Here is a 19039-nt window from a genome sequence, read left to right as displayed (position 1 = left end):
CGAGGTGGCCGACATGTCCCAGCTGACCGATCAACAGGCTTTGCAACGCGTCATCGAGCACCGCGAGATCTTCCACGACGAGATGCTGGGCCTGATGCGCCGCATCATGACGGGCGAGATGTCGCCGGTGATCATGGCCGCCTTCATCACCGGCTTGCGTGTCAAGAAGGAAACGGTCGGCGAGATCACGGCGGCCGCCCAGGTGATGCGCGAGTTCGCCACACCGGTGCATGTGTCCAACAAGCTGCACCTGGTGGACCTGTGCGGCACGGGCGGTGATGGCCAGCACACCTTCAACATCTCGACCACAGCCATGTTCGTGGCGGCCGCTGCCGGGGCCCGCGTGGCCAAGCATGGTGGCCGCAGCGTGTCGTCCAGCACGGGCAGCGCGGATGTACTTGAAGCGCTGGGTGCACGCATTGACCTGAAGCCCGACCAGGTGGCGCAGTCGCTGGCTGCGTCCAATGTCGGCTTCATGTTTGCGCCCAATCACCATGGCGCCATGAAGCACGCCGCGCCGGTGCGCAAGGAACTGGGCATCCGCACCTTGTTCAACATCCTGGGGCCATTGACCAACCCGGCTGGTGCACCCAATCAGTTGATGGGTGTGTTCCATCCGGATCTGGTGGGCATCATGGCCCGCGTGCTGCAGCGCCTGGGCTCTGACCACGTGATGGTCGTGCACGGCTGCGATGGCCTCGACGAGATCACGCTGGCCGGCGACACCCTGGTGGCCGAACTCAAGAACGGCGAAGTGCGCGAGTACCGCGTCAACCCGGGGCAGTTCGGTCTGGCCGAACACGATGGCTCGATGCTCAAGGCACAGAACCGCGAGATGTCAGTGGGCATCGTTCGGCGCGTGTTCGACAACGAGCCCGGCCCAGCGCGCGACATTGTGCTGCTCAACGCGGGTGCTGCCTTGTACGCTGCGAACGTGGCCGATTCGCTGGGCGATGGCATCGAGCGCGCCCGTGAAGCGATTGCCAGCGGTCGCGCTGGCGAGGCCCTGTTCAACTTCGTGCAGACGACGCAGGGTCTGGCTGCCCAGCAGCCGGCTTGAGCGATTCGCTCGGTGTGGCGGGCGCATGCTGCGCCTGCGGTTTGTGCGCAGCACCTGATTTGCGCGGCATTGTGGCCAGCGCCTCGGGGTTGAGGGCGCAGCGGTTGCGCCCCTTCTGTTTGGCTTGATACAGCAACTGGTCTGCGGCATTCAGCAAGGCCTGGGGCGGCAGGTCGATGGTGGGCACCACGCTGGCCAGGCCGATGCTCACGGTCAGCGGGATGGGCTTGCCCTCATGCCGGAAGTCGAGTGACTGCACGCCCAGCCTGATGGTTTCCGCAATGTGCGCAGCGCCCACGGTGTGGGTCTGGGGCAGCAGCACCAGGAACTCTTCACCACCGTAGCGCACGGCGTGATCGCCCGGCCTTTGCACAGCGTGTGCGATGACGCCGGCGACTTGCTTGAGCGCCTCATCGCCAGCCAGGTGCCCGTGATCGTCGTTGACGCGCTTGAAGTGGTCCACATCAAGCATCAGCACCGAGACAGGTGTGTGCCAGCGTTGAGCCTGGCGCCACACTTCGGGCATGCGCTCCGACAGGAACATGCGGTTCTTCAGGCCGGTGAGCGCATCCTGCTCGGTCAGCTCCTGAAGTCGTTCGTTGGCCCGGGTCAGCTCGTTCATGGCCTTGTCCAGATCGCGGGTGCGGTCCTGAACGCGGTGTTCCAGTTCCAGCGCGTGGGCCATCTGCAGGCGTTCGTTCTCCTCGCGTGCGAGCTTGACGCGGTGCGCCAGTGCAAACGACAGCAGGGTGAATTCCAGCATGGAGCCGATCTGCATGCTGTACTCGGTCAGGAAGTTGCGCTGCACGATGCCGAACATGTGCAGCGCCGTGAGCAGGACGCCCAGCAACAGCACCGTGAACGCGGCCAGGAAGTAGCGTGCCTGCTGCACGCCCTTGCGCAACAACCCGACCGTGATGATCAAGAGCAGCACCGGTGTGACGATGGTGGCCAGGGTCACGATCTTGATGGGGATGGCGTAGGGCAGGACAAAGGTTTCGGGGACGGCGGCCAGGTACAGCCACTGCAAGGCCAGCATGGCCAGATCGGCTCTCGGCCAGTGCGTGTGCAGATTGAGGAACTGACGGCTGAACAGCACCAATGACCATCCTGCCAGGCCCATGAAGATGGGGGCGGCCTGGTTGCCCCAAATGGGCGCATTCGGCCAGAGCGTCTCAAAGGCCAGGCCGCTGAGCGTGTACTGGGTCAGGCCAAACAGGCTGATGTAGGCCACGTAGTACAGGTAGGCCTTGTCACGCAGTGAAATGCACAGCAGCAGGTTGTAGACCAGCATGGCCAGCAGGGCGCCGCTGTAGATGCCCAGCAGCAGTTGTTCGACATGGGCGCGGTGCTCGTAGGCAGCTGGCGTGCTCACTTCCAGCGGCGCCTGCAGCGAGCCCTGGCCCTGTACACGCACATACAGTTGCACATGGTCGCCTTGTCGCAGGTTCAGCTTGAAGTAGAAGTTGCGGTCTTCCAGTGAGCGGGTGTGGAAGGGCCGGCGATCACCACTGGCGTGGTGCTGTACCCGGCCGTCGGGCCACACCACGTAGATGTCCAGGTAGTCCAGCAGCGGGTAGCGCATGCCCAGCAGCCAGTCCTGTTGTTGGCTGGCCAGGTTGACCAGTTCGCCGTGCAGCCACAGGGCCGAGCGGCTGTAGCCGAAGTTCAGGTTGTCGCTGTGGCGATCCTCCCAGCGGCTGTCATGGCGGTGCGCCTGGACATCGGCCAGGCTCATCTTCCCGGTGGTGTCGTCCAGCACCCGCAAATGACGCCCGATGGCTTCACTGGTGAACTGGTCGCTCAGTTTGATCGTGTCGCCCCAGGCGCCAGCACCCAGCAGGCTCAACAGGATGAGCGCCAGCCATCGAGTCCAGCAACGGTAAAAAGTGGCCCACGCCAATGCACGAACTCCCGAACGGGGGGATCTGTCCTTATCGGCAGGAATGCGACGAGTACAAAGCCCATGAATGGCCGGGAGCGGTCGCCTTTCACATCTCCCACCATGTGGACGTGCCAAACGCGGATAATTCAGGCCTGACCGAACCCTCTTCACCCCATGTCCGACATCCTCAACAAGATCGTTGCCGTCAAGCACGAAGAAATCGCCGCCGCTCTCCAGACCAAGTCCTTGAGTGCCGTGCGGGCCGAAGCCGAGGCGCGCAACCGCGAGCTGGCAGATGTGCGTGATTTCGTGGGCGCCCTGCGCAGCAAGATCGCGGCCGGCCAGGCGGGGGTGATCGCCGAAGTGAAAAAAGCCAGCCCCAGCAAGGGCGTGCTGCGCGAGCATTTCGTGCCCGCCGAGATCGCGGCCAGCTATGCCCGCCACGGCGCGGCCTGCCTGAGCGTGTTGACGGATGCCCAATTCTTTCAGGGTTGCACGCCTTATCTGCAGGAAGCCCGCGCGGCTTGCACATTGCCCGTGCTGCGCAAGGATTTCATGGTGGACGCCTACCAGGTGTACGAGGCCCGGGCCATGGGCGCGGACTGCATCCTGCTGATCGCCGCCTGCCTGGATGACCAGCAGATGGCCGATCTGGAGGCCTGTGCGTTCGAGCTGGGCATGGCCGTGCTGGTCGAGGTGCACGATGGCAACGAGCTCGATCGTGCGCTCAAGCTCAAGACGCCACTGGTGGGCATCAACAACCGCAATCTGCGCACCTTCGAGGTCACGCTGGACACCACGCTGGGCCTGCTGGACCGTGTGCCGCCCGATCGCCTGCTGGTGACCGAATCGGGCATCCTGGGCGCAGCGGACGTGCAGCGCATGCGCCAGGCCAACGTGCATGCCTTCCTCGTTGGTGAGGCCTTCATGCGTCAGCCTGATCCGGGTGTGGCGCTGGCCACTTTGTTTGCCTGAGCCCGGCGTGAAGCGCGCGGTGCAACAACAGGGGCTGTTCGAGGCGGATTCGGTTGCGGCCGAGCCTCAGCCGCAGGTGCCTGAAGCGCCGCAGGGCCTGAGCCTGCCGCTGGATCGCCTGTTTGACGAGGTGCCGCCGGACTGGCGGGGCGTCACGGATGCCTTTCGCCGCACGGCGGCGGGTCAGGCCTTGATCCAGCGTGTGGATGCCGCACGCGTGGCAGGCGACACGCTTTACCCGGATGATGTGTTCGCTGCCTTGAAATGGACGCGGCGCGACCAGGTCAAGGTCGTCATCCTGGGGCAGGATCCTTATCACGGGCCGGGGCAAGCGCACGGGCTGGCGTTTTCGGTGCGGCCCGGTGTGGCCATCCCGCCCAGCCTGCGCAATATCCGCAAGGAAATCCAGCGCGATCCTGGCTTGCCTTTGCCTGAACATGGTTGCCTGCGGGCCTGGGCCGAGCGCGGCGTGCTGCTGCTCAATACGGTGTTGACGGTCAAGGCCGGGGAGGCGGCCAGCCACGCGGGTTGGGGCTGGGAAGCGCTCACGGATGAGTTGATCAGGGCGGTGGCCGCCGATGCCGGTCCCAAGGTGTTCATGCTCTGGGGGGCGCACGCTCAGAAGAAAGCGGCGCTGATCGAGCAGGCGGCACAAGCGGGGGCAGCCGGCGGTGCGAACACGTCGCGCCACCTGATCCTGCAAAGCAACCACCCCTCGCCCCTATCGGCCATGCGACCGCCCGTGCCCTTTGTGGGCAATGGGCATTTCGCCAGGGCCAGTGCGTTCTGGCAGGAAAAAGGCCAGCGCCTGGATTGGTCGCTGGCCTGATCGCTTGTTCGGTGCGTGCCTGGTTTACTTGAAGTAGTAAACGCCAATCACGCCCAGGTGGCTGCCGTCCACTTCCTGCTGGTTGCCCAGTTCAGGCTTGTACTTTTCGCTCACGCCGCGCACCTTGACGCCGAACTGTGGGCTGATGAAGGCTTCTGCTTCCAGCACCAGGCCCGCCGTGGAGGTGTACTTCTGAGCCACGACATAGTCGGTGCCATTGCCGGACGACTCGGTCTTGGCGTTCACGGCTTTGCGCAGGCCGCCCCCCAGGCGCCAGGTGTCGTTGATGCGGTAGTGCGCCAGCAGTTCCACGGGGAAGCGCGAGAAGCTGGCGCTGCCGCCTTTGCCGTTACCCAGCGAGGTGTCCGTGTGATAGCCAAGGCTGAGCTGAAAGGACAGCGGCGAGTTGATGGCCTGGTATTCCAGACCGGCGCGCAGATCCACCAGGCCGCCGGCATGCAGTGCCGAGGAGTCACCATTGGTGTACTGAATGTCGCGGCCAATCTGATCACCACCAAAGGTGATGCCCAGGCCCACGAATGGGGTGATGCCACTCGGGTTCGAGGCCACCTGGGCCTGACCAATTGACAAGGCGCCCAGCAGTGCGCTCAAAACGAGGTATTTCTTCAAGACGGACTCCATTTCTTTGTATGCGCTCCCTGTGAGCCGGCCGAACAGGCCGTCATTGCAACGCGAGGCGAATGCTAAAGGGGGTTCCGGCCATGTGCCCATGTTCTGCGCGGCGAGCCTTCAGATGAGGGGGGCGGCACGGGGCCCATTTGACTGAAATCCTTCCCTCTTGTTCAGTCTTTCATAACGCTTGCTGCATAACAGCAGGTAGCATGCAGTCACATTTGACACCCTGCTCTTGCATGTAACGCTCATTCGCGGGGGTTAGGGTTCACCCTGAATTCCCGCAAACGGCCAGACAATGTTGTGGACGCCCCGAAAAAGATCAGATGTTGTCAATTCCAGAAAGGGCGCATCACAGGTGAGGGGGCTGGCAGGCACGTGCACGCACGCGTTTGCTGCGCCCCTTTTGTTCTGACGGAAGGCCCTTCTACTGAGAGACCAACGCCATGACTGATTCCTTGCATCCGGGCGTGCCCGAGCCGACCTGCAGTCTGGGTGTGGTCATCGTCAACTATCAGAGCTTCGACCTCACCATGCAGTGCGTGGCGTCGCTGCTGGAGCATGGCATTGCCCGGGCCGAGCACATTGTCGTGGTCGACAACCATTCGCCCGACCAGTCCGGTATCCGATTGGACCAGAGTCTGCCTCAAGGCGTGGTTCGCGTCTTGTCCAAAGTCAATGGTGGCTTTGGCGCGGGCGTCAATCTGGGCGTTCAGGCGCTCAAGACCGATCTGGTGCTGGTGCTCAACCCGGATACCGTTTTTCTGCGCAACAAGATCGATGTGGTGCGCAGACTGTTCGATCAGCGTCCGCGCCTGGGCGTGGTGGGCCTCAAGCTCATCAACCCTGATGGGTCGCTGCAGTATTCGGCGCGGCGCTTCTATTCCCTGCCTGACATCCTGGCTCGTCGCACGGCCTTGGGGCGATTGGGGCCCTTGCGCAAGCTGGAGCGCTCGCACCTGCTGATCCGAAAATGGCGGGACGAGCCCTTCGAGGCCGATTGGGTCATGGGCACTGGCTTCATCGTGCGCCGGCAGGCGTTCGAGCAGGTGGGGCGGATGGACGAAGGCTACTTCCTGTATTTCGAGGAGGTCGACCTGTGCGCGCGCATGTGGGCGCACGGCTGGCGCGTGCTGGCTGTGCCCGAGGTCGAACTGGTGCACGACCACCAGCGGGCCAGCGGTGCCGGCATTCTGTCGGCATCCGGCAAGACGCACCTGCGCAGCATGGTGCGCTTTTTCGCCAAATTCGGGGTGCCCTGGCTACGCAGGCCATCCCATCACCGCATGGCCATGGCGCTGGCGCGCTGGCGGCAATCGGCACATGCCGCACGCCTGACCAACAAGCCACAACATGGGGGGTAGCCGCCTCACTGCGGGTATCCCGATTGCTTGTGACCTCTTATCATCGCCGCGGGCCGCTTTGTCGCCCGTATCGAGTCCCCTCATCCTGTTCATGAAGACCAACCTTGTTCGCGTGCTGCTGGGCGTGCTGGCGGCCTGGGCCTTGTCGGCCTGTACCCCGCTGAGCGTGCTGGAAACGCCCGAGGGCACCCATTTGCAGTTGCTGATGGTGTCACCGGATCAGTTGGCTGCCATGCCCAAGGTGCCCACGCGCATCCGCGCTGGCGACACTTTGCGCATCACGCGTGACGCGCAGGATTCGGCCTCGCTTGACCTTCGCAACCTGGTGGACGACAGTCAGACGCAGAACTACCTGGTGCGTACCGACGGCACCTTCTCGTTCCGCTATGCGGGACAGGTCGTGGCAGCGGGCAAGACGCCCGACGAGCTGGCTGCCTATCTGCGTGCCAAGCTGGACGCTTATTACCGTGAGCCCGGTGTGACCGTGAACATCGTGGCCTCGCCCACCAGCAAGGTGGTCATCGGTGGTGCGGTGCGCAATCCGATCACACTGGATCTCAACGCGGTTGCCAATCTGGAGCAGGCCTTGTTCGCCGCAGGTGGCATGGCCGTGTCCGCCGATCCGGGGCGCATCGCCTTGATGCGTCTGGACGATCAGGATCGCTATCGCGTTTATTTCATCGACTTCAGTCGCGTTCTGCAGTCCCCGCTACAGACCCAACAAGGTGCTGGTCGCCATTCAATCGCGCTGCAACGTGGGGACATCGTGTTCGTGCCGAAGTCTTCCGCAGGTGGTTCGGCCGACGGCGTCGATCTGTACATCAACCAGCTCTTGCCTTTCTCGCGCTCCGTCGGTGTCGCAGGCAATGTGAACCTGAACTGATCGCGCCCAAGACATGATCGACATCCGCTCCTTGCGCGACCTGATTCGCCTGTTCTACATCTTCCGCAGCGAGTTCAAGCTGGCCATGATCACCACGGTGGTGCTGGCCGTGCTGGGCGCCTTCATGCTGCCGCACAAGTACGTGTCGGACGCGCGCCTGCTGGTCAAGCCCGGCCGCGAGAACATGACGGTGCCCATCGATGCGAGCGACCGCCAGACGGTCTATCCGCAAAGCACCACGCGCGATCCCATCGTGGATGAAGAAAAGATGCTCACCGGGCGGCCCGTGCTGCTGGAAGTGGCGCGTCTGTATCTCAATGAGCTGAGTGCGGAAGCGCCCAAGCCGGGCGTAATGGGTTCGATCAAGGCGGCAGTCAGGAAGGTCCGCAAGGCCATCTCGCAAGGCGTGAGCCAAGGCCTGGCGGCCCTGGGCCTGGTCGAGTTGCAGAGCGACGAAGAGATCATGGCCGCACAACTGGCCTCGCATTTCCAGGTCAGCCACGGGCCGGGCTCCAATGTGATGGACCTGAGCTTCACCTGGAACGAGCCCATGCAGGCGCAGCGCGTGCTGCAGACCTGGATCCGCGTCTACACCGATCAACGCACGGCGGTGCTGGGCCGCAAGGGCCTGGTGCTGTTCTACGAGGGCAAGGTGCGCGAGGTGGATCAGCAGATCGACTCGGCCAAGTCCCTGCTGCGCTCGCGCCTGGAGCAGATCAATGGCACCAGCGCCCAGGAACGGCTGGACATGTTGACCAAGCGCCTCAATGACCTGCGCACCCGTCTGGCTGAAATCAACGCCGAGCGCTCGGCGCTGCAAAACGGCATCAGCTTTGCCGCAGGCCGTGCACGTGCCTTGCCCAAGGAGTCTGTGTCCGAGCGCGACCTGAGCCAGAGCGCCTCGTGGCTGGCCCTGAGCGCGCAACTGGCCGAACTCAAGCGCCAGCGAGCTGATGCCCTGCGCGTGTTCAAGGACACGGCGCCCACCATCAAGGCCCTGAACGACAGCATCGCCCAGCTGGAGGCCCAACTCAAGGATGAAGACCGTGTGGTGCAACGCTCCGAGAAGCGCACACCCAACGAACTGAACGCGAGCATGGAGCGCAACCAGCTCGAAAAATCCGTGCGTCTGCAGGAGCTCAACACCCTGTACGCCGCCTTCGACAAGGAAGTGGCTGATCTGGAAGCCGCTCGCCGCAAGGTCATGGAACGCGAGCCGGAACTGGGCCGCCTGGAGCAGCTCCTGTCCGTGGCCGAAAAGAGCCGCGGCCTGTATCTGGACAGCCTTGAAAAAGCCCGCATCGATCAGGCCCTGGATGACCAGCGCATCAACAACATCGCGCAGATCCAGGAGGCCACCTTCAACCCCACCCGCAGCTCGCCCAACAGCATGCTGCTGCTCTTCATGGCGCTGCCGGCCGGCGCCATGGTGGGCCTGATGGTGGTGTACCTGTATTCGCTGTTCGACCAGCGCATCCATGATGGTGGTCGTTTCGAAGCGCGCTTTGGTGTGCCGCTGTGGTCCACCGTCAAGGACATCACCGAAGGTGGGCCGGACAACGATTTCCACGCCAGCCTCTACCGCATCTATGGCACCTTGCCGCTGGAGCGCATCGCGCGCGAGGGCATCGTGCTGGGCCTGGCTTCGGCCCGTGTCGGCGAAGGTGTGAGCTTCATCGCCTCGCGTTTGAAGACGCTGCTGGAGGCGCAGGCGCTGACGGTGCGCATCAATCCGGATCAGGTCAAACCCGCCCCCGGCGAGGTGATCTTGTTGGAGGCCTCCGGCCTGCACAGCAACCGTGAGGCATTTGTGCGACTGAGTCAGGCCAATCTCATCGTGCTGGTGGTGGAAGCCCGCGCCAGCACCATTCCGGTAGTGGACAATGCGCTGGGTGTCTTGCGCACCGCCTTCCGCAAAGTGGATGGCGTCATTGTCAATCGCCGGCGATTCGAGGTTCCACCTAAAGTGCTTCGCTGGCTGCAACGTTGAGGGGCGTTATGCGTCTGGCCTTGTTGTCGCCTTTGCCACCTGAACAAACCGGGATTGCCGATTACGCGGCGCACTTCCGTACGTCCTTGAATCAGGCAGGGGTTGATGTGTTGACCCCGCTTGCGGGGCAGCGACCTATCGATAGCCTGGCGGCTGCGCGCGCCTGGGTGGCCGAACGCGACTGGCGTCGGGTGGATGTGGTCCATGCCGAGCTGGGTGGCGGTCGTCACAGTGAGTTCCTGACCTTGTGTGCCCTGGCCAGCCTGCCCAATAGGCCGGCCCTGTCTGCCACGGTGCATGACCCGGAGCGCCTGATCTGGAAGCCCGTTAACCGGGTCTGGACCATGGTCAACGGCATGTCCGGCCTGCCGCGTCCTGCCAAGCAGGCCGTGGCGCTGTTGTCGGATCCGGCCACCTTGATGGCCGAGCGCAAGCTGGCGCGCCAGCTCGATGGCCTGGTCACCTTGACACAGACCGGTGCCGGCCGCCTGATCAAGCGCATGAAGCTGCCGGCCGATCGCGTCAGCGTGATTGCGCACGGTGCGCTCACTTTGCCGTCCAAGCCTCTGCCCGACCTGGATCCGATTCGGTTGCTGTACTTCGGCTTCATCTATGCCGGCAAGGGCATCGAGGATCTCATCGATGCCATGGGCAAGGTCAAGGCTCAGCAGCCTGAGCTGGCCGCGCGCCTGCGTCTGACGATCGCCGGCGGCACCTCGCCCGACATCGCCTTTGGTGCGCAGGGCAGCTATCTGGATCAGTTGCGTGCCCGTGTCGAGCGCCGCGGCCTGTCGGCGCAGGTTGATTGGGAGCTGGATGTCGACGAGCGTGACATCCCCTTCCTCGTGCAGCGCCACCACCTGATGATGTTGCCCTACCGCGAATCCCGCAAGCTGGCCTTGCTGGGGCAGATGCGCGGTACCAGCGGTGCACTGGCCTGGGCGATTGCCTGCGGGCGCGGCGCCATCACCTCTGATGCGCGTGCGTTTGCCGAAGAGATCAGCCACGGCAATGGTTCGTCGTACAAGCAAGGCGATGTGAATGCGCTGGCCACGCAGATCGAAGGCGTGCTGCTCAAGCCCGAGATCCTGTCGCAATGGGCGGACCGCGCCAGTGCCCTGGCGCACGAACGCGCCTGGCCCACTACGGGGCAACGCTTTGTGGGCCACTTCCAGCGTGCCATGGCGCGTGCGCCGCGTGCCAAAGGCTCGTCGTCGGCGGGCCCGGCATCGGTGTGGTCGCAAAAGGAAAGCCTATGAGCTTGCCGGCCGCTACCCGGCGCCAGCAGTTGCGCCTTGGTGGCGCGCTGGCCGTCGGCGCCACCAGCCTGATGCTGGGTGGGGCTGCGCAAGCCGGGTGGTCTCTGTGGCCGAAGAAGACGCCGCGTGCGCTGGAAATCCGGCCCATGCGGCCCGTGGTCTGGCAGGACTTTCTGGGCGTCAATGCCCAGCTGCAATGGTTTGCGCCTGATGTGGCGCGCCTCCAGGTGGAGCGCCTCAAGGCCCTGGGTTTGAATTGGGTGCGGCTGGCCCTGCACTGGATGCTGATCGAGCCCGAGGCTGGCAAACTGCAGCTCGATGCCACCGACCGCATGATGAGCCTGGTCAAGCAGTCTGGTCTGCACAGCCTGACCTATGTCGTGGGCACGCCGCGTTTTGCCAGCTCTGCGCCGCCGGGTGCGGATTACGCCGACAAGTTCCCACCCAGGGATCCCGCCGTGTTCGCGCAGCGCCTGCAGGCTCTGGCCAGACGCTATCCCAATGTGGATGTGTGGCAGGTCTGGAACGAGCCCAATATCCCGGCCTTCTGGCAGCCTCGCATCGATCCACAAGGCTACGGCCGCCTGCTGCAGCCCGCCGTGGCCGCCTTGCGCCAGGCCGTGCCAGACAAGCCCATCGCCATGGCCGGCATGGCCTACTATAGCCAGATGGCAGGCCGCGAAGGCCTGATGCTCGATGCCATGGGCAAGCTGGGCGCCTACCAGCTCAAGCTGATCGCCTGCTATCACCCCTACACGGCCGAGCCTGAAGGTGCCGATGATGGCTCGCGCGACCTGCTCACCCACGTGCCCTTTCTCAACAAAGGTCTGCGGGCTTATGGCGTCAAGCAGATCTGGGCAACGGAATGGGGCTGGTCCAGCTATGACGGCCCTGTAGAAGAGCAGCCGCTGGTGGGCGAAGAGGGCCAGGCCGGCCACACGCTCAAGCGTCTGGCCCTGATGGCCACACAGGATTTCGACCGTGTCTTCCTGTTCACGCTGGCTGATCTGGATGACCCTCGCGTCGGCCCGCGTGACAAGCGTTATGGCCTGCTGCGCGCCAATGGCCAGCCCAAGCCGGTCTACACCGCGCTGCAACGCTTCCTGAGCATTGGCGGGCCGCGGCTGGAGCCGGCGGCCGCCCCCATGCGCATCGACGGTGGTGTGCCCGCAGGCCTGGTCAGCATCCACTGGAAGCGGCCCGATGGCAAGCAGCTCTGGATGGTCTGGGCGCATGAACCCATGAGCGTGACCTTGCCTGCCGTGAAGTCGGGTACCTGGCATCAGCCCTTGTCCGGCACGCAACGCGATGTGAAGGCGGCCGATGCCAAAGGCCTGGTGCTGGATGTCAGCACCGATCTGCAGATGCTGGTGTGGTGACCATGAAGCCTCAGCGCATCCTGTGGACCATGCCCTATCTGCCCTGGCCCATCACCAGCGGTGGCAAGGCGCGCCAGTACAACCTGCTCAAGGCCATGGCGCAACGCGGTCATGAAATCACGCTGCTGGTTCAGTCCAAGACACCCGCCGATGCCGATGTGCAAGCCGCCTTGGCACCCTGGGTGAAAGAGCTGATCGTGTTGCCGAGGCGCTCGTTGAAGGACCCCCGCACCTTGTGGCGCGCGGCCTTCTCACCTTTGCCCTTGCTCACCACGATCAACGGTTACGCGCCGGCCTTGACCCGCCAGTTCGAGGCCTTGCTGAAGCGCCAACGCTGGGATGTGGTCCAGATCGAGCACAGCTATGGCTTGCAACCCTTCGAGGCCGCGCTGCGCCGACACCGTCAGTCTTTCATCCTGGTCGAGCACAACGTCGAGTCCGAGCTGGGTGCGGCCACGTATGGCAAGTGGCCATGGTGGGCGCGCCCGCTGGCCCGGTACGACCAGTGGCGTGCGCGCCGTTGGGAGCGGCACGCCATGGAACTGGCCAGCCTGGTGGTGGCTGTCACGGAATCCGACGCCCGCAAGCTCTCGGCCCTGACCGCGTGCAGGCCGCATGTGGTCAGCAATGGTGCCGACATCCAGGGCTATGCCAGCGTGAAGCCCGATGGGCTCAGCCAGCGTGTGCTGTTTGTGGGCAACTACGAATACGCGCCCAATGTGGATGCCGTGGAGTGGGTGATGGAGGCCGTGTGGCCGCGTGTGTGGCAATTGCAGCCACAGGCGCGCTTTGTGGTGTGCGGCCATGCTTTGCCTGATGCCTGGCGCCAGCGCTGGACCGATCCACGTGTCGAGTGGCGTGGCTATGTGGATCACCTGCCCACCGTGCAGTCGCAGTCGGCCGTGTTCCTCGCCCCTTTGCGATTCGGTGGTGGCTCCAAGCTCAAGGTGCTCGAGGCCCTCGCGGCCAGCCTGCCGGTGGTCAGCACCACGGAGGGCTTGTCAGGTCTGGGGGTGCAGCCCGGTGAACAAGCGCTGGTGGCCGACAACCCCGAGGACATGGCCCAGGCGGTGGTCAAGCTGTTGAACGCGCCGGAACGCGCGGCCCAGATGGGACAGAGGGCCCGCCAGTATGTGACCTCGCATTTCGACTGGCAGGCCTGTGCGCGCCAGCTGGAGGGGGCCTACGAAGCCCTGTCAGAACAGCCTGACAAGGAGCCGGCATGCGCGTAGGACTGGATCTCCGCCCTTTGACCGCGGCGCCCTATTCGGGCATCGGCAGGCAGGCGCTGGCGCTGTACAACACCTTGCGCCAACGGCCCGATACCGAAGCCTTGCCATTCACGAGCGCACCGCTCACCCATCCGCATCGCACATGGGCGTATTGCCCGGCCAAGCCTTCACCGGTTGAGGGCCTGCACCGTCCACAGGAACGCTTCCGTTTCGAGCGAGAGTTTCTGCCGGAAGCCATCAGCAGCCTCGCGGTGGATGTCTATATCGCCACGGTCAACATGGGGCTGCCCATCGGGTTGAGTGATGTGCGCCGCAAGCGCACGCGATGGGTGTTGCAGTTGCATGATCTCTTTCAGATCACGCACCGCAACCGTCACGAGTCCGGCCTCAAGGCCGCCTTCTACCGCTGGTTCGACCGCTGGAGCATCCGCCACGCCATGGAGCTGGCCGATGCCATCTGGACTCCTTCGGCCTACACCGCACAGACCGTGGCTGATCTGTTCCCTGCCACGCAATCACGACTTCGCCATCTGCCCAATGCGGTGCCACTGGAGCCCTGGCAGAAGCTGCAGCAGGACGTGTTTGCCCCCCAGCGCTACTGGTTGCTGGTGGGCACGCGCGAGCCGCGCAAGAACATCGTCTGGTTCCTGGGTGCATGGCAGCAGGCGCGCAACATGTGGCCGGATCTGATTCCGCCGCTGGTGCTCATCGGTCATCCGCGCGATGTGCCTTCCGTGCCGCAGCATGTACGTTTCGTGCATGGCATCAACGATGCGCAACTGGGCGCGTGGTACAGCCAGGCCGAGCGTCTGTGGCATCCGTCTTACGCGGAGGGCTTCGGCCTGCCGGTGATCGAGGCGGCTGCGTGCGGCACGCCTGTGGCCACGGCACGCGGTTCGTCCCTGGATGAGGTTACCCCGCCGGGCGCCTTGCGCTTTGACTCACGGGACACGGTCACCCTGGTTCAGCTCATGCTCCAGGCCGCCCGCCAGGGCCGGGGAGAGCAGGAGTCGCCTGAAGCCTTGCGTGCCTGGGCAGCGCACTACGATCTGCCGGCCTACGCGGGTCGGGTCGACGAGCTGCTCAAGGAGCTGGCATGAGTCAGCTGCGCGCCACGTTCGCCATGGCCAACTGCCTGCCCGTGCTGGCGGGCTTGCTGTTCGGCGGCCTGATGTTGCTGGCCGGCCCCCCCGCCTTGATCATGGGCGTGGTGGGCTTGATGGTGGCGGTAGCGGTGCTGGCCAGGCCGGCGCGCGGCTTCCTGTTGTTCTGCCTGATCGCCCCTTTCGTGCCCTGGACCACGGTCACCATCGGGATCCGCATGACCGTGTCCGAAGCCCTGTTGGCGCTGACCTGGGCAGGCGTTGTGCTGCAAAGGCTGATGGGGCGCATGCCGCCGGTCGAGCACGGCCCGACCGAGCGCGCCATGCTCAGGCTGATGGCCTGGAGCATCGTGCCCCTGGTGGCGGGGCAACTCATGGTGCACGAAGCAGGCAACGGGCCCGTGAACTGGCTGCGCTGGTTGCTCAACATCTCCACACTGTTCCTGGTGCCCTTGCTCACGCCCACACCGGCCTTGCGTCAGCGCATGATGGACTGCCTGGTCATCGGCTTCAGTGCCATGCTGGCCTTGTCGCTGGGTGTGTTCATCAAGAGCCATGATGCGCGCGCCATGATCCCCGTGCTGTCGAGCCTGCACTACGCGCACCCTGAGGCACTGCTGGACATCTTCACGGCCATGGCAGACCGCATGGCCTCGCCCTGGGTGCACCCCAACTCCACCGGTGGTGCGCTCCTGCTGGCCGTGCCGCTGGCCATGTTCTACGGCATCACGCAAAAGGGCTGGCGTCGTGCCTTGTGCTTGTTCGTGGCGCTGGGTGGCTCCGCCGGCATCGTCTTCAGCGGGTCTCGCGGCGCGCTGCTTTGTCTGGCGGCACTCGTGATCTGGCTGGCTTATCGCCGCGTGCCTCTGGCCGGGCGTGCGCTGTTGATAGGTGCCTTGCTGTCGGCCACCATGCTGGTCGCCTACCCGCCGGCGCGTGAGCGCCTGATGTCCCTGACGCAGGGTTCTCAGGATGCCAGCACCAGCGTGCGTTTCGACGAATACCGTAACTTCCACCGCGCCGTCGAACGCTATCCGCTGGGCATGGGCTTCAAGATCGAGACACCCGCGACGGGCTCAGGCCTGTTCGGCATCTCCAATCTCTGGCTCAACTACTGGTACAAGCTCGGGCTGCCGGGCATGCTGTTCTTCATGGCCTTGACCAGGGCCTGGTGGCGCGAGGTCCGTCTGACGGGTGACCTGTCGCGGATGGATGGCAGCATGGCCTTGCGCGTGGGCAGTGTGGGGGCCATGCTGGCCGCCTTGCTGACGGGCTTCATCGATCACTACTTCAGCTTCACCCAGGTGCTGATCTCCTTCTTCTGGCTGACCATGGCCATCAGCCTGCAGGCTTCGCGCCCCTTGCCGCAGGTGATGGCGCCCGGTGGCCAGCCGAAGATCTGATCCGCTCGGGACAGACACACACATCGTCATGAAACACCGCATCTTTCACAGCAACAACCTGCGCGAGCGCCTGGCCGAGTACGCGCCGCGTCTGGGTGTCGATCTGCCCACGCTGGCCGAGGCCTTCGAGTGGATGTGCGGCCACGATGTGGCGTTCGAGCAGCCCGGCCGAGGCGGCGTCACGCAGACCTACATCGCCTACGTCAACATCGAAAAACGCATTGAACATCCGTTGGGCAAGCGCTTCTACGCGATGCTCAGAGACGAGATCCCCGCGGGTTTCGTGCCCTTGTACGGCATCAACTGGCCCACCCTGGTGGACCGTTGGCGCCGTGCCTGGGAGCAGGTCTACAACATGCTGATCAACAAGATCCCCAGCCACACCATTCGGCTGGCCTGGTTGCGCATCGGTGGCGCGAAGATCGGCAAGGGCTCGACCATCTGGCGCAACACCGAGGTCCTGGGCATCGAAGGCCTGCAGATCGGTGAAGACACTTGCATCGGCTGGCACTGCCAGGTGGATGCGCGTGCCGGCTTGCGCATCGGCAACCACGTGACCGTGGCCTCGCACGCCATCATGATCGCGGGTGGGCACGACATGAAGGCGCCCGAGTTCTGGGCCTTTGGCTCCCCCATCGTGATCGAGGACTACGCCTGGATCACCACCCGTGTGATCTTGCTGCCTGGTGCTCACATTGGCGAAGGCGCCGTGGTGGCGGCCAACACGGTGGTGGCCAAGCCCATCGAGCCTTACACGATTGTGGGCGGCGAGGGCCCGAAGGTGCTGGGCCAGCGTGTGCGCGGCCTCAATTACAAGGTGGGTGGCAAAGGCCTCTTCACCCTGTTGCACTGATCGGCCGCAGACGTGCTCGGCGCCGCATCCTTGCTGACCCTGGTCACGCTGGCCGGGCTGGTCACAGGCTTTGCCCGCGAATGGCTGTTGGTGGCCAGCTGGGGCGCGGGCGCTCGCACCGATGCCTTCGTGATCGCGATGTTCATTCCGGAGGCGGTGCGCAGCATGCTGGCGGCCGGCCTGCTGACCTCGTCTGCCCTCGCCTTGTGGCAACAGCGTACCGCCACCGAGCGTATGCGCTGGTTCAGCCAGCTCAGTCAGGTGTTGGGCCTGGGGGCGCTGGGGCTGGCCGCCTTGATCAGCCTGGGGGCGCCCTGGCTGGTGCACCTGATGGGGCCTGGCCTGGCGGCCGAGCCGCTGGCACGCACGGTTTCTGCCTTGCACATCCTGGCCTGGAGTCTGCCGGGGCTGGTGTTGCAGGCCTGGTGGGCCGTGCCGCGTCAGGCCGCGGGGCACTTCCTGCTCGCGGGCATGGGCTCTTTGCTCTACAACCTGCCGGCCATGTTGTACCTGTGGTGGCGCGGCCCGCAAGCACAGGAGGACATGCTGTCCTGGGCCTTTGTGTCAGGCAGCCTGGCGATGGGCCTGGTGATGCTGCCCTCGGCCTTGCGCAGTGGCTTGCAGCCGGTGTCCCTGCGGGGCAGTGCGAGTGCGTTTGCCGAGCTGGGGCACAAGCTGGCGCCCTTGCTGGGCAGCGCCATGGCCGGGCAGGGGCTGGCCTTGCTGGAGCGCATCGTGGCTTCGTATCTGGGCGAAGGTGTGGTCACGGCGGTCAACCTGGCGCGCAAGCTCATCAACCTGCCCCTGATCGCCCTGCAAAGCCTCAACCAGGTGCTCTTGAGCCTGATGAGCCGCAGCGAAAGCGAGCGTGTGGCCCTGTTGCGCAAGGGGCTGGCGGCCGTCACGGTCGTGTCGTTGCCGGCTTCGCTGGGACTCATGCTGGGTGCGCCGGCCCTGGTGAGCCTGTTGTTCCCCAAGGTGCAGGGCACGGCCGTGGTGGTGCCGCTGCTGGCGGGTTACGCGGCCGTGCTGGTGCTGGCCAGCTGGAACACCCTGCTGGCGCGCTATCACTATGCCGAGGGCGACACCCGAGGCCCGGTGGTGGCGGAGTTGCGGGGCAGCCTGCTGCAGGCGCTGGTCTTGCCGCCTCTGGCCTGGCTGGCGGGCTCGCTGGGCATCGTCTGGGCCTTGCTCCTGGGCACCTTGCTGACGGGGCAGTTGCTGCTGCGCGTGCCGGCCTTGAAGCAGGGGCTGGGGCTGGTGCCGCAGGCGCTGGTGTCGACGCTGTGGCTCGTGCTGGCCTGGTGGGGCATCAAACCCTGGTTGAGTGAGCACCTGCTCTGGCAACTGGCGCAAGCCAGTGCGGTGGGCGTGGCGTGCCTGATCAGCATGGCCTTGTGGCTGCGCCCCTGGCAATCGCGCTGAGCGTGGCGGCACGCCAGTGAGCAATGGCGCTTTCGAACAAAAAAGCGACAAAGATTTGGCAAGTTTCAAAAAGCTGTGCTAAAGTCTTGGGCTTGCCTGGAGGGGTGGCCGAGTGGTTAAAGGCAGCAGACTGTAAATCTGCCCGCTTACGCGTACGCTGGTTCGAATCCAGCCTCCTCCACCAGGCAAACCTAATTCGTACATGCTGAACGTCGGATCAAGGTTGGCCAGTTTGCTGAAAGCAGGCTGGTGGCCATGAGAAGGCTCCCGAGCGGGAGTAGTTCAATGGTAGAACCTTAGCCTTCCAAGCTAATGACGCGGGTTCGATTCCCGTCTCCCGCTCCAAGGTCACGGTTCTGACACGTTCGGCGTGCTACAGTCGCGGTCTTCGCAGAAGAGCGGGGCGCAAAAGTGTCAGGTCGGCACTGGTTTGAGTTCGGTTGACGAGCTTAAACCTGTGTCGATGCCCATGTGGCTCAGTGGTAGAGCACCCCCTTGGTAAGGGGGAGGTCGGCAGTTCGATCCTGCCCATGGGCACCACACACCCCTTTCTTCTCTTCTTTTCTTCCAGCTTTTCATAGCCTCGATCAAGGCGCCAGGAGCGAGAAACATGGCAAAAGGTAAGTTCGAACGGACCAAGCCGCACGTGAACGTGGGCACCATCGGTCACGTTGACCACGGCAAGACCACCCTGACGGCTGCTATCGCTACCGTTCTGTCGAAGAAGTTTGGCGGCGAAGCCAAGGCCTACGACCAGATCGACGCT

Annotated in this window: 16 protein-coding genes and 3 tRNA genes; 17 read left to right on the top strand and 2 right to left on the bottom strand. The window is 64.4% G+C overall.

Going from position 1 to position 19039, the window contains the following annotated elements; all coding sequences use genetic code 11:
• Positions 1-13: 13 nt before the first annotated feature.
• Positions 14-1060 (top strand): anthranilate phosphoribosyltransferase, encoded by a 1047-nt coding sequence (gene trpD, locus VFW93_RS16440; protein WP_329695039.1) that lies wholly within the window; start codon positions 14-16, stop codon positions 1058-1060.
• On the opposite strand, the gene VFW93_RS16435 is transcribed toward trpD, so the two are convergent.
• Positions 1011-2963: a sensor domain-containing diguanylate cyclase gene (locus VFW93_RS16435; protein WP_329695038.1), complete on the bottom strand. Its 1953-nt coding sequence runs from the start codon at positions 2961-2963 to the stop codon at positions 1011-1013. The two genes, trpD and VFW93_RS16435, sit on opposite strands and share 50 nt — an antisense overlap.
• Positions 2964-3119: 156 nt before the next feature.
• On the opposite strand from VFW93_RS16435, the gene trpC reads away from it, so the two are divergent.
• Entirely contained in the window at positions 3120-3920 is an 801-nt protein-coding gene (trpC, locus tag VFW93_RS16430) for an indole-3-glycerol phosphate synthase TrpC (protein ID WP_329695037.1), read from the top strand.
• Positions 3921-3927: 7 nt separating this feature from the next.
• Positions 3928-4749, top strand: coding sequence for a uracil-DNA glycosylase (locus VFW93_RS16425; protein WP_414639705.1), 822 nt, complete (start codon positions 3928-3930; stop codon positions 4747-4749).
• A 24-nt stretch (positions 4750-4773) separates the two neighbouring features.
• Here the strand turns inward: VFW93_RS16425 and VFW93_RS16420 are convergent, their stop codons facing one another.
• Complete coding sequence (locus VFW93_RS16420; protein ID WP_329695036.1) at positions 4774-5379, bottom strand: outer membrane beta-barrel protein; 606 nt, start codon at positions 5377-5379, stop codon at positions 4774-4776.
• Between the two features lie 449 nt (positions 5380-5828).
• On the opposite strand from VFW93_RS16420, the gene VFW93_RS16415 reads away from it, so the two are divergent.
• The 14 genes from VFW93_RS16415 to VFW93_RS16350 form a co-directional block, all read left to right on the top strand.
• A complete protein-coding gene (locus VFW93_RS16415; RefSeq protein ID WP_329695035.1) occupies positions 5829-6746 on the top strand; it encodes a glycosyltransferase family 2 protein in 918 nt (305 codons plus the stop codon).
• Between the two features lie 91 nt (positions 6747-6837).
• Positions 6838-7629, top strand: a complete 792-nt coding sequence (locus VFW93_RS16410) for a polysaccharide biosynthesis/export family protein (RefSeq protein WP_329695034.1) — start codon at positions 6838-6840, stop codon at positions 7627-7629.
• A gap of 13 nt (positions 7630-7642) precedes the next feature.
• On the top strand, positions 7643-9619 hold the full coding sequence (locus tag VFW93_RS16405) for a hypothetical protein (RefSeq protein WP_329695033.1): 1977 nt from the start codon (positions 7643-7645) through the stop codon (positions 9617-9619).
• An 8-nt stretch (positions 9620-9627) separates the two neighbouring features.
• Entirely contained in the window at positions 9628-10878 is a 1251-nt protein-coding gene (locus VFW93_RS16400) for a glycosyltransferase (protein WP_329695032.1), read from the top strand.
• Complete coding sequence (locus tag VFW93_RS16395; protein ID WP_329695031.1) at positions 10875-12257, top strand: cellulase family glycosylhydrolase; 1383 nt, start codon at positions 10875-10877, stop codon at positions 12255-12257. Before VFW93_RS16400 ends, VFW93_RS16395 begins: the two co-directional genes overlap by 4 nt.
• A 2-nt stretch (positions 12258-12259) precedes the next feature.
• A complete protein-coding gene (locus tag VFW93_RS16390; protein WP_329695030.1) occupies positions 12260-13489 on the top strand; it encodes a glycosyltransferase family 4 protein in 1230 nt (409 codons plus the stop codon).
• A complete protein-coding gene (locus VFW93_RS16385) occupies positions 13480-14589 on the top strand; it encodes a glycosyltransferase family 1 protein (RefSeq protein ID WP_329695029.1) in 1110 nt (369 codons plus the stop codon). Before VFW93_RS16390 ends, VFW93_RS16385 begins: the two co-directional genes overlap by 10 nt.
• Positions 14586-15995 (top strand): O-antigen ligase family protein, encoded by a 1410-nt coding sequence (locus VFW93_RS16380; RefSeq protein ID WP_329695028.1) that lies wholly within the window; start codon positions 14586-14588, stop codon positions 15993-15995. The genes VFW93_RS16385 and VFW93_RS16380 overlap by 4 nt, the downstream gene beginning before the upstream one ends.
• 28 nt (positions 15996-16023) lie before the next feature.
• Complete coding sequence (locus VFW93_RS16375) at positions 16024-16848, top strand: acyltransferase (protein ID WP_329695027.1); 825 nt, start codon at positions 16024-16026, stop codon at positions 16846-16848.
• A 12-nt stretch (positions 16849-16860) separates the two neighbouring features.
• Complete coding sequence (locus VFW93_RS16370; RefSeq protein ID WP_329695026.1) at positions 16861-18273, top strand: lipid II flippase MurJ; 1413 nt, start codon at positions 16861-16863, stop codon at positions 18271-18273.
• Positions 18274-18371: 98 nt separating this feature from the next.
• Positions 18372-18457 (top strand) — tRNA-Tyr (locus VFW93_RS16365).
• 87 nt (positions 18458-18544) lie between these two features.
• A tRNA-Gly gene (locus VFW93_RS16360) sits at positions 18545-18618 on the top strand.
• Positions 18619-18738: 120 nt separating this feature from the next.
• A tRNA-Thr gene (locus tag VFW93_RS16355) sits at positions 18739-18813 on the top strand.
• 70 nt (positions 18814-18883) lie between these two features.
• On the top strand, positions 18884-19039 hold a 156-nt coding region (locus VFW93_RS16350; protein ID WP_253907294.1), incomplete at its 3' end, for a GTP-binding protein.

This window comes from Aquabacterium sp., from assembly GCF_036279675.1.
GTDB lineage: Bacteria > Pseudomonadota > Gammaproteobacteria > Burkholderiales > Burkholderiaceae_C > Aquabacterium.
Note: the sequence above shows the minus strand (reverse complement) of the source record. Positions and strands in the feature narration are given on the sequence as shown.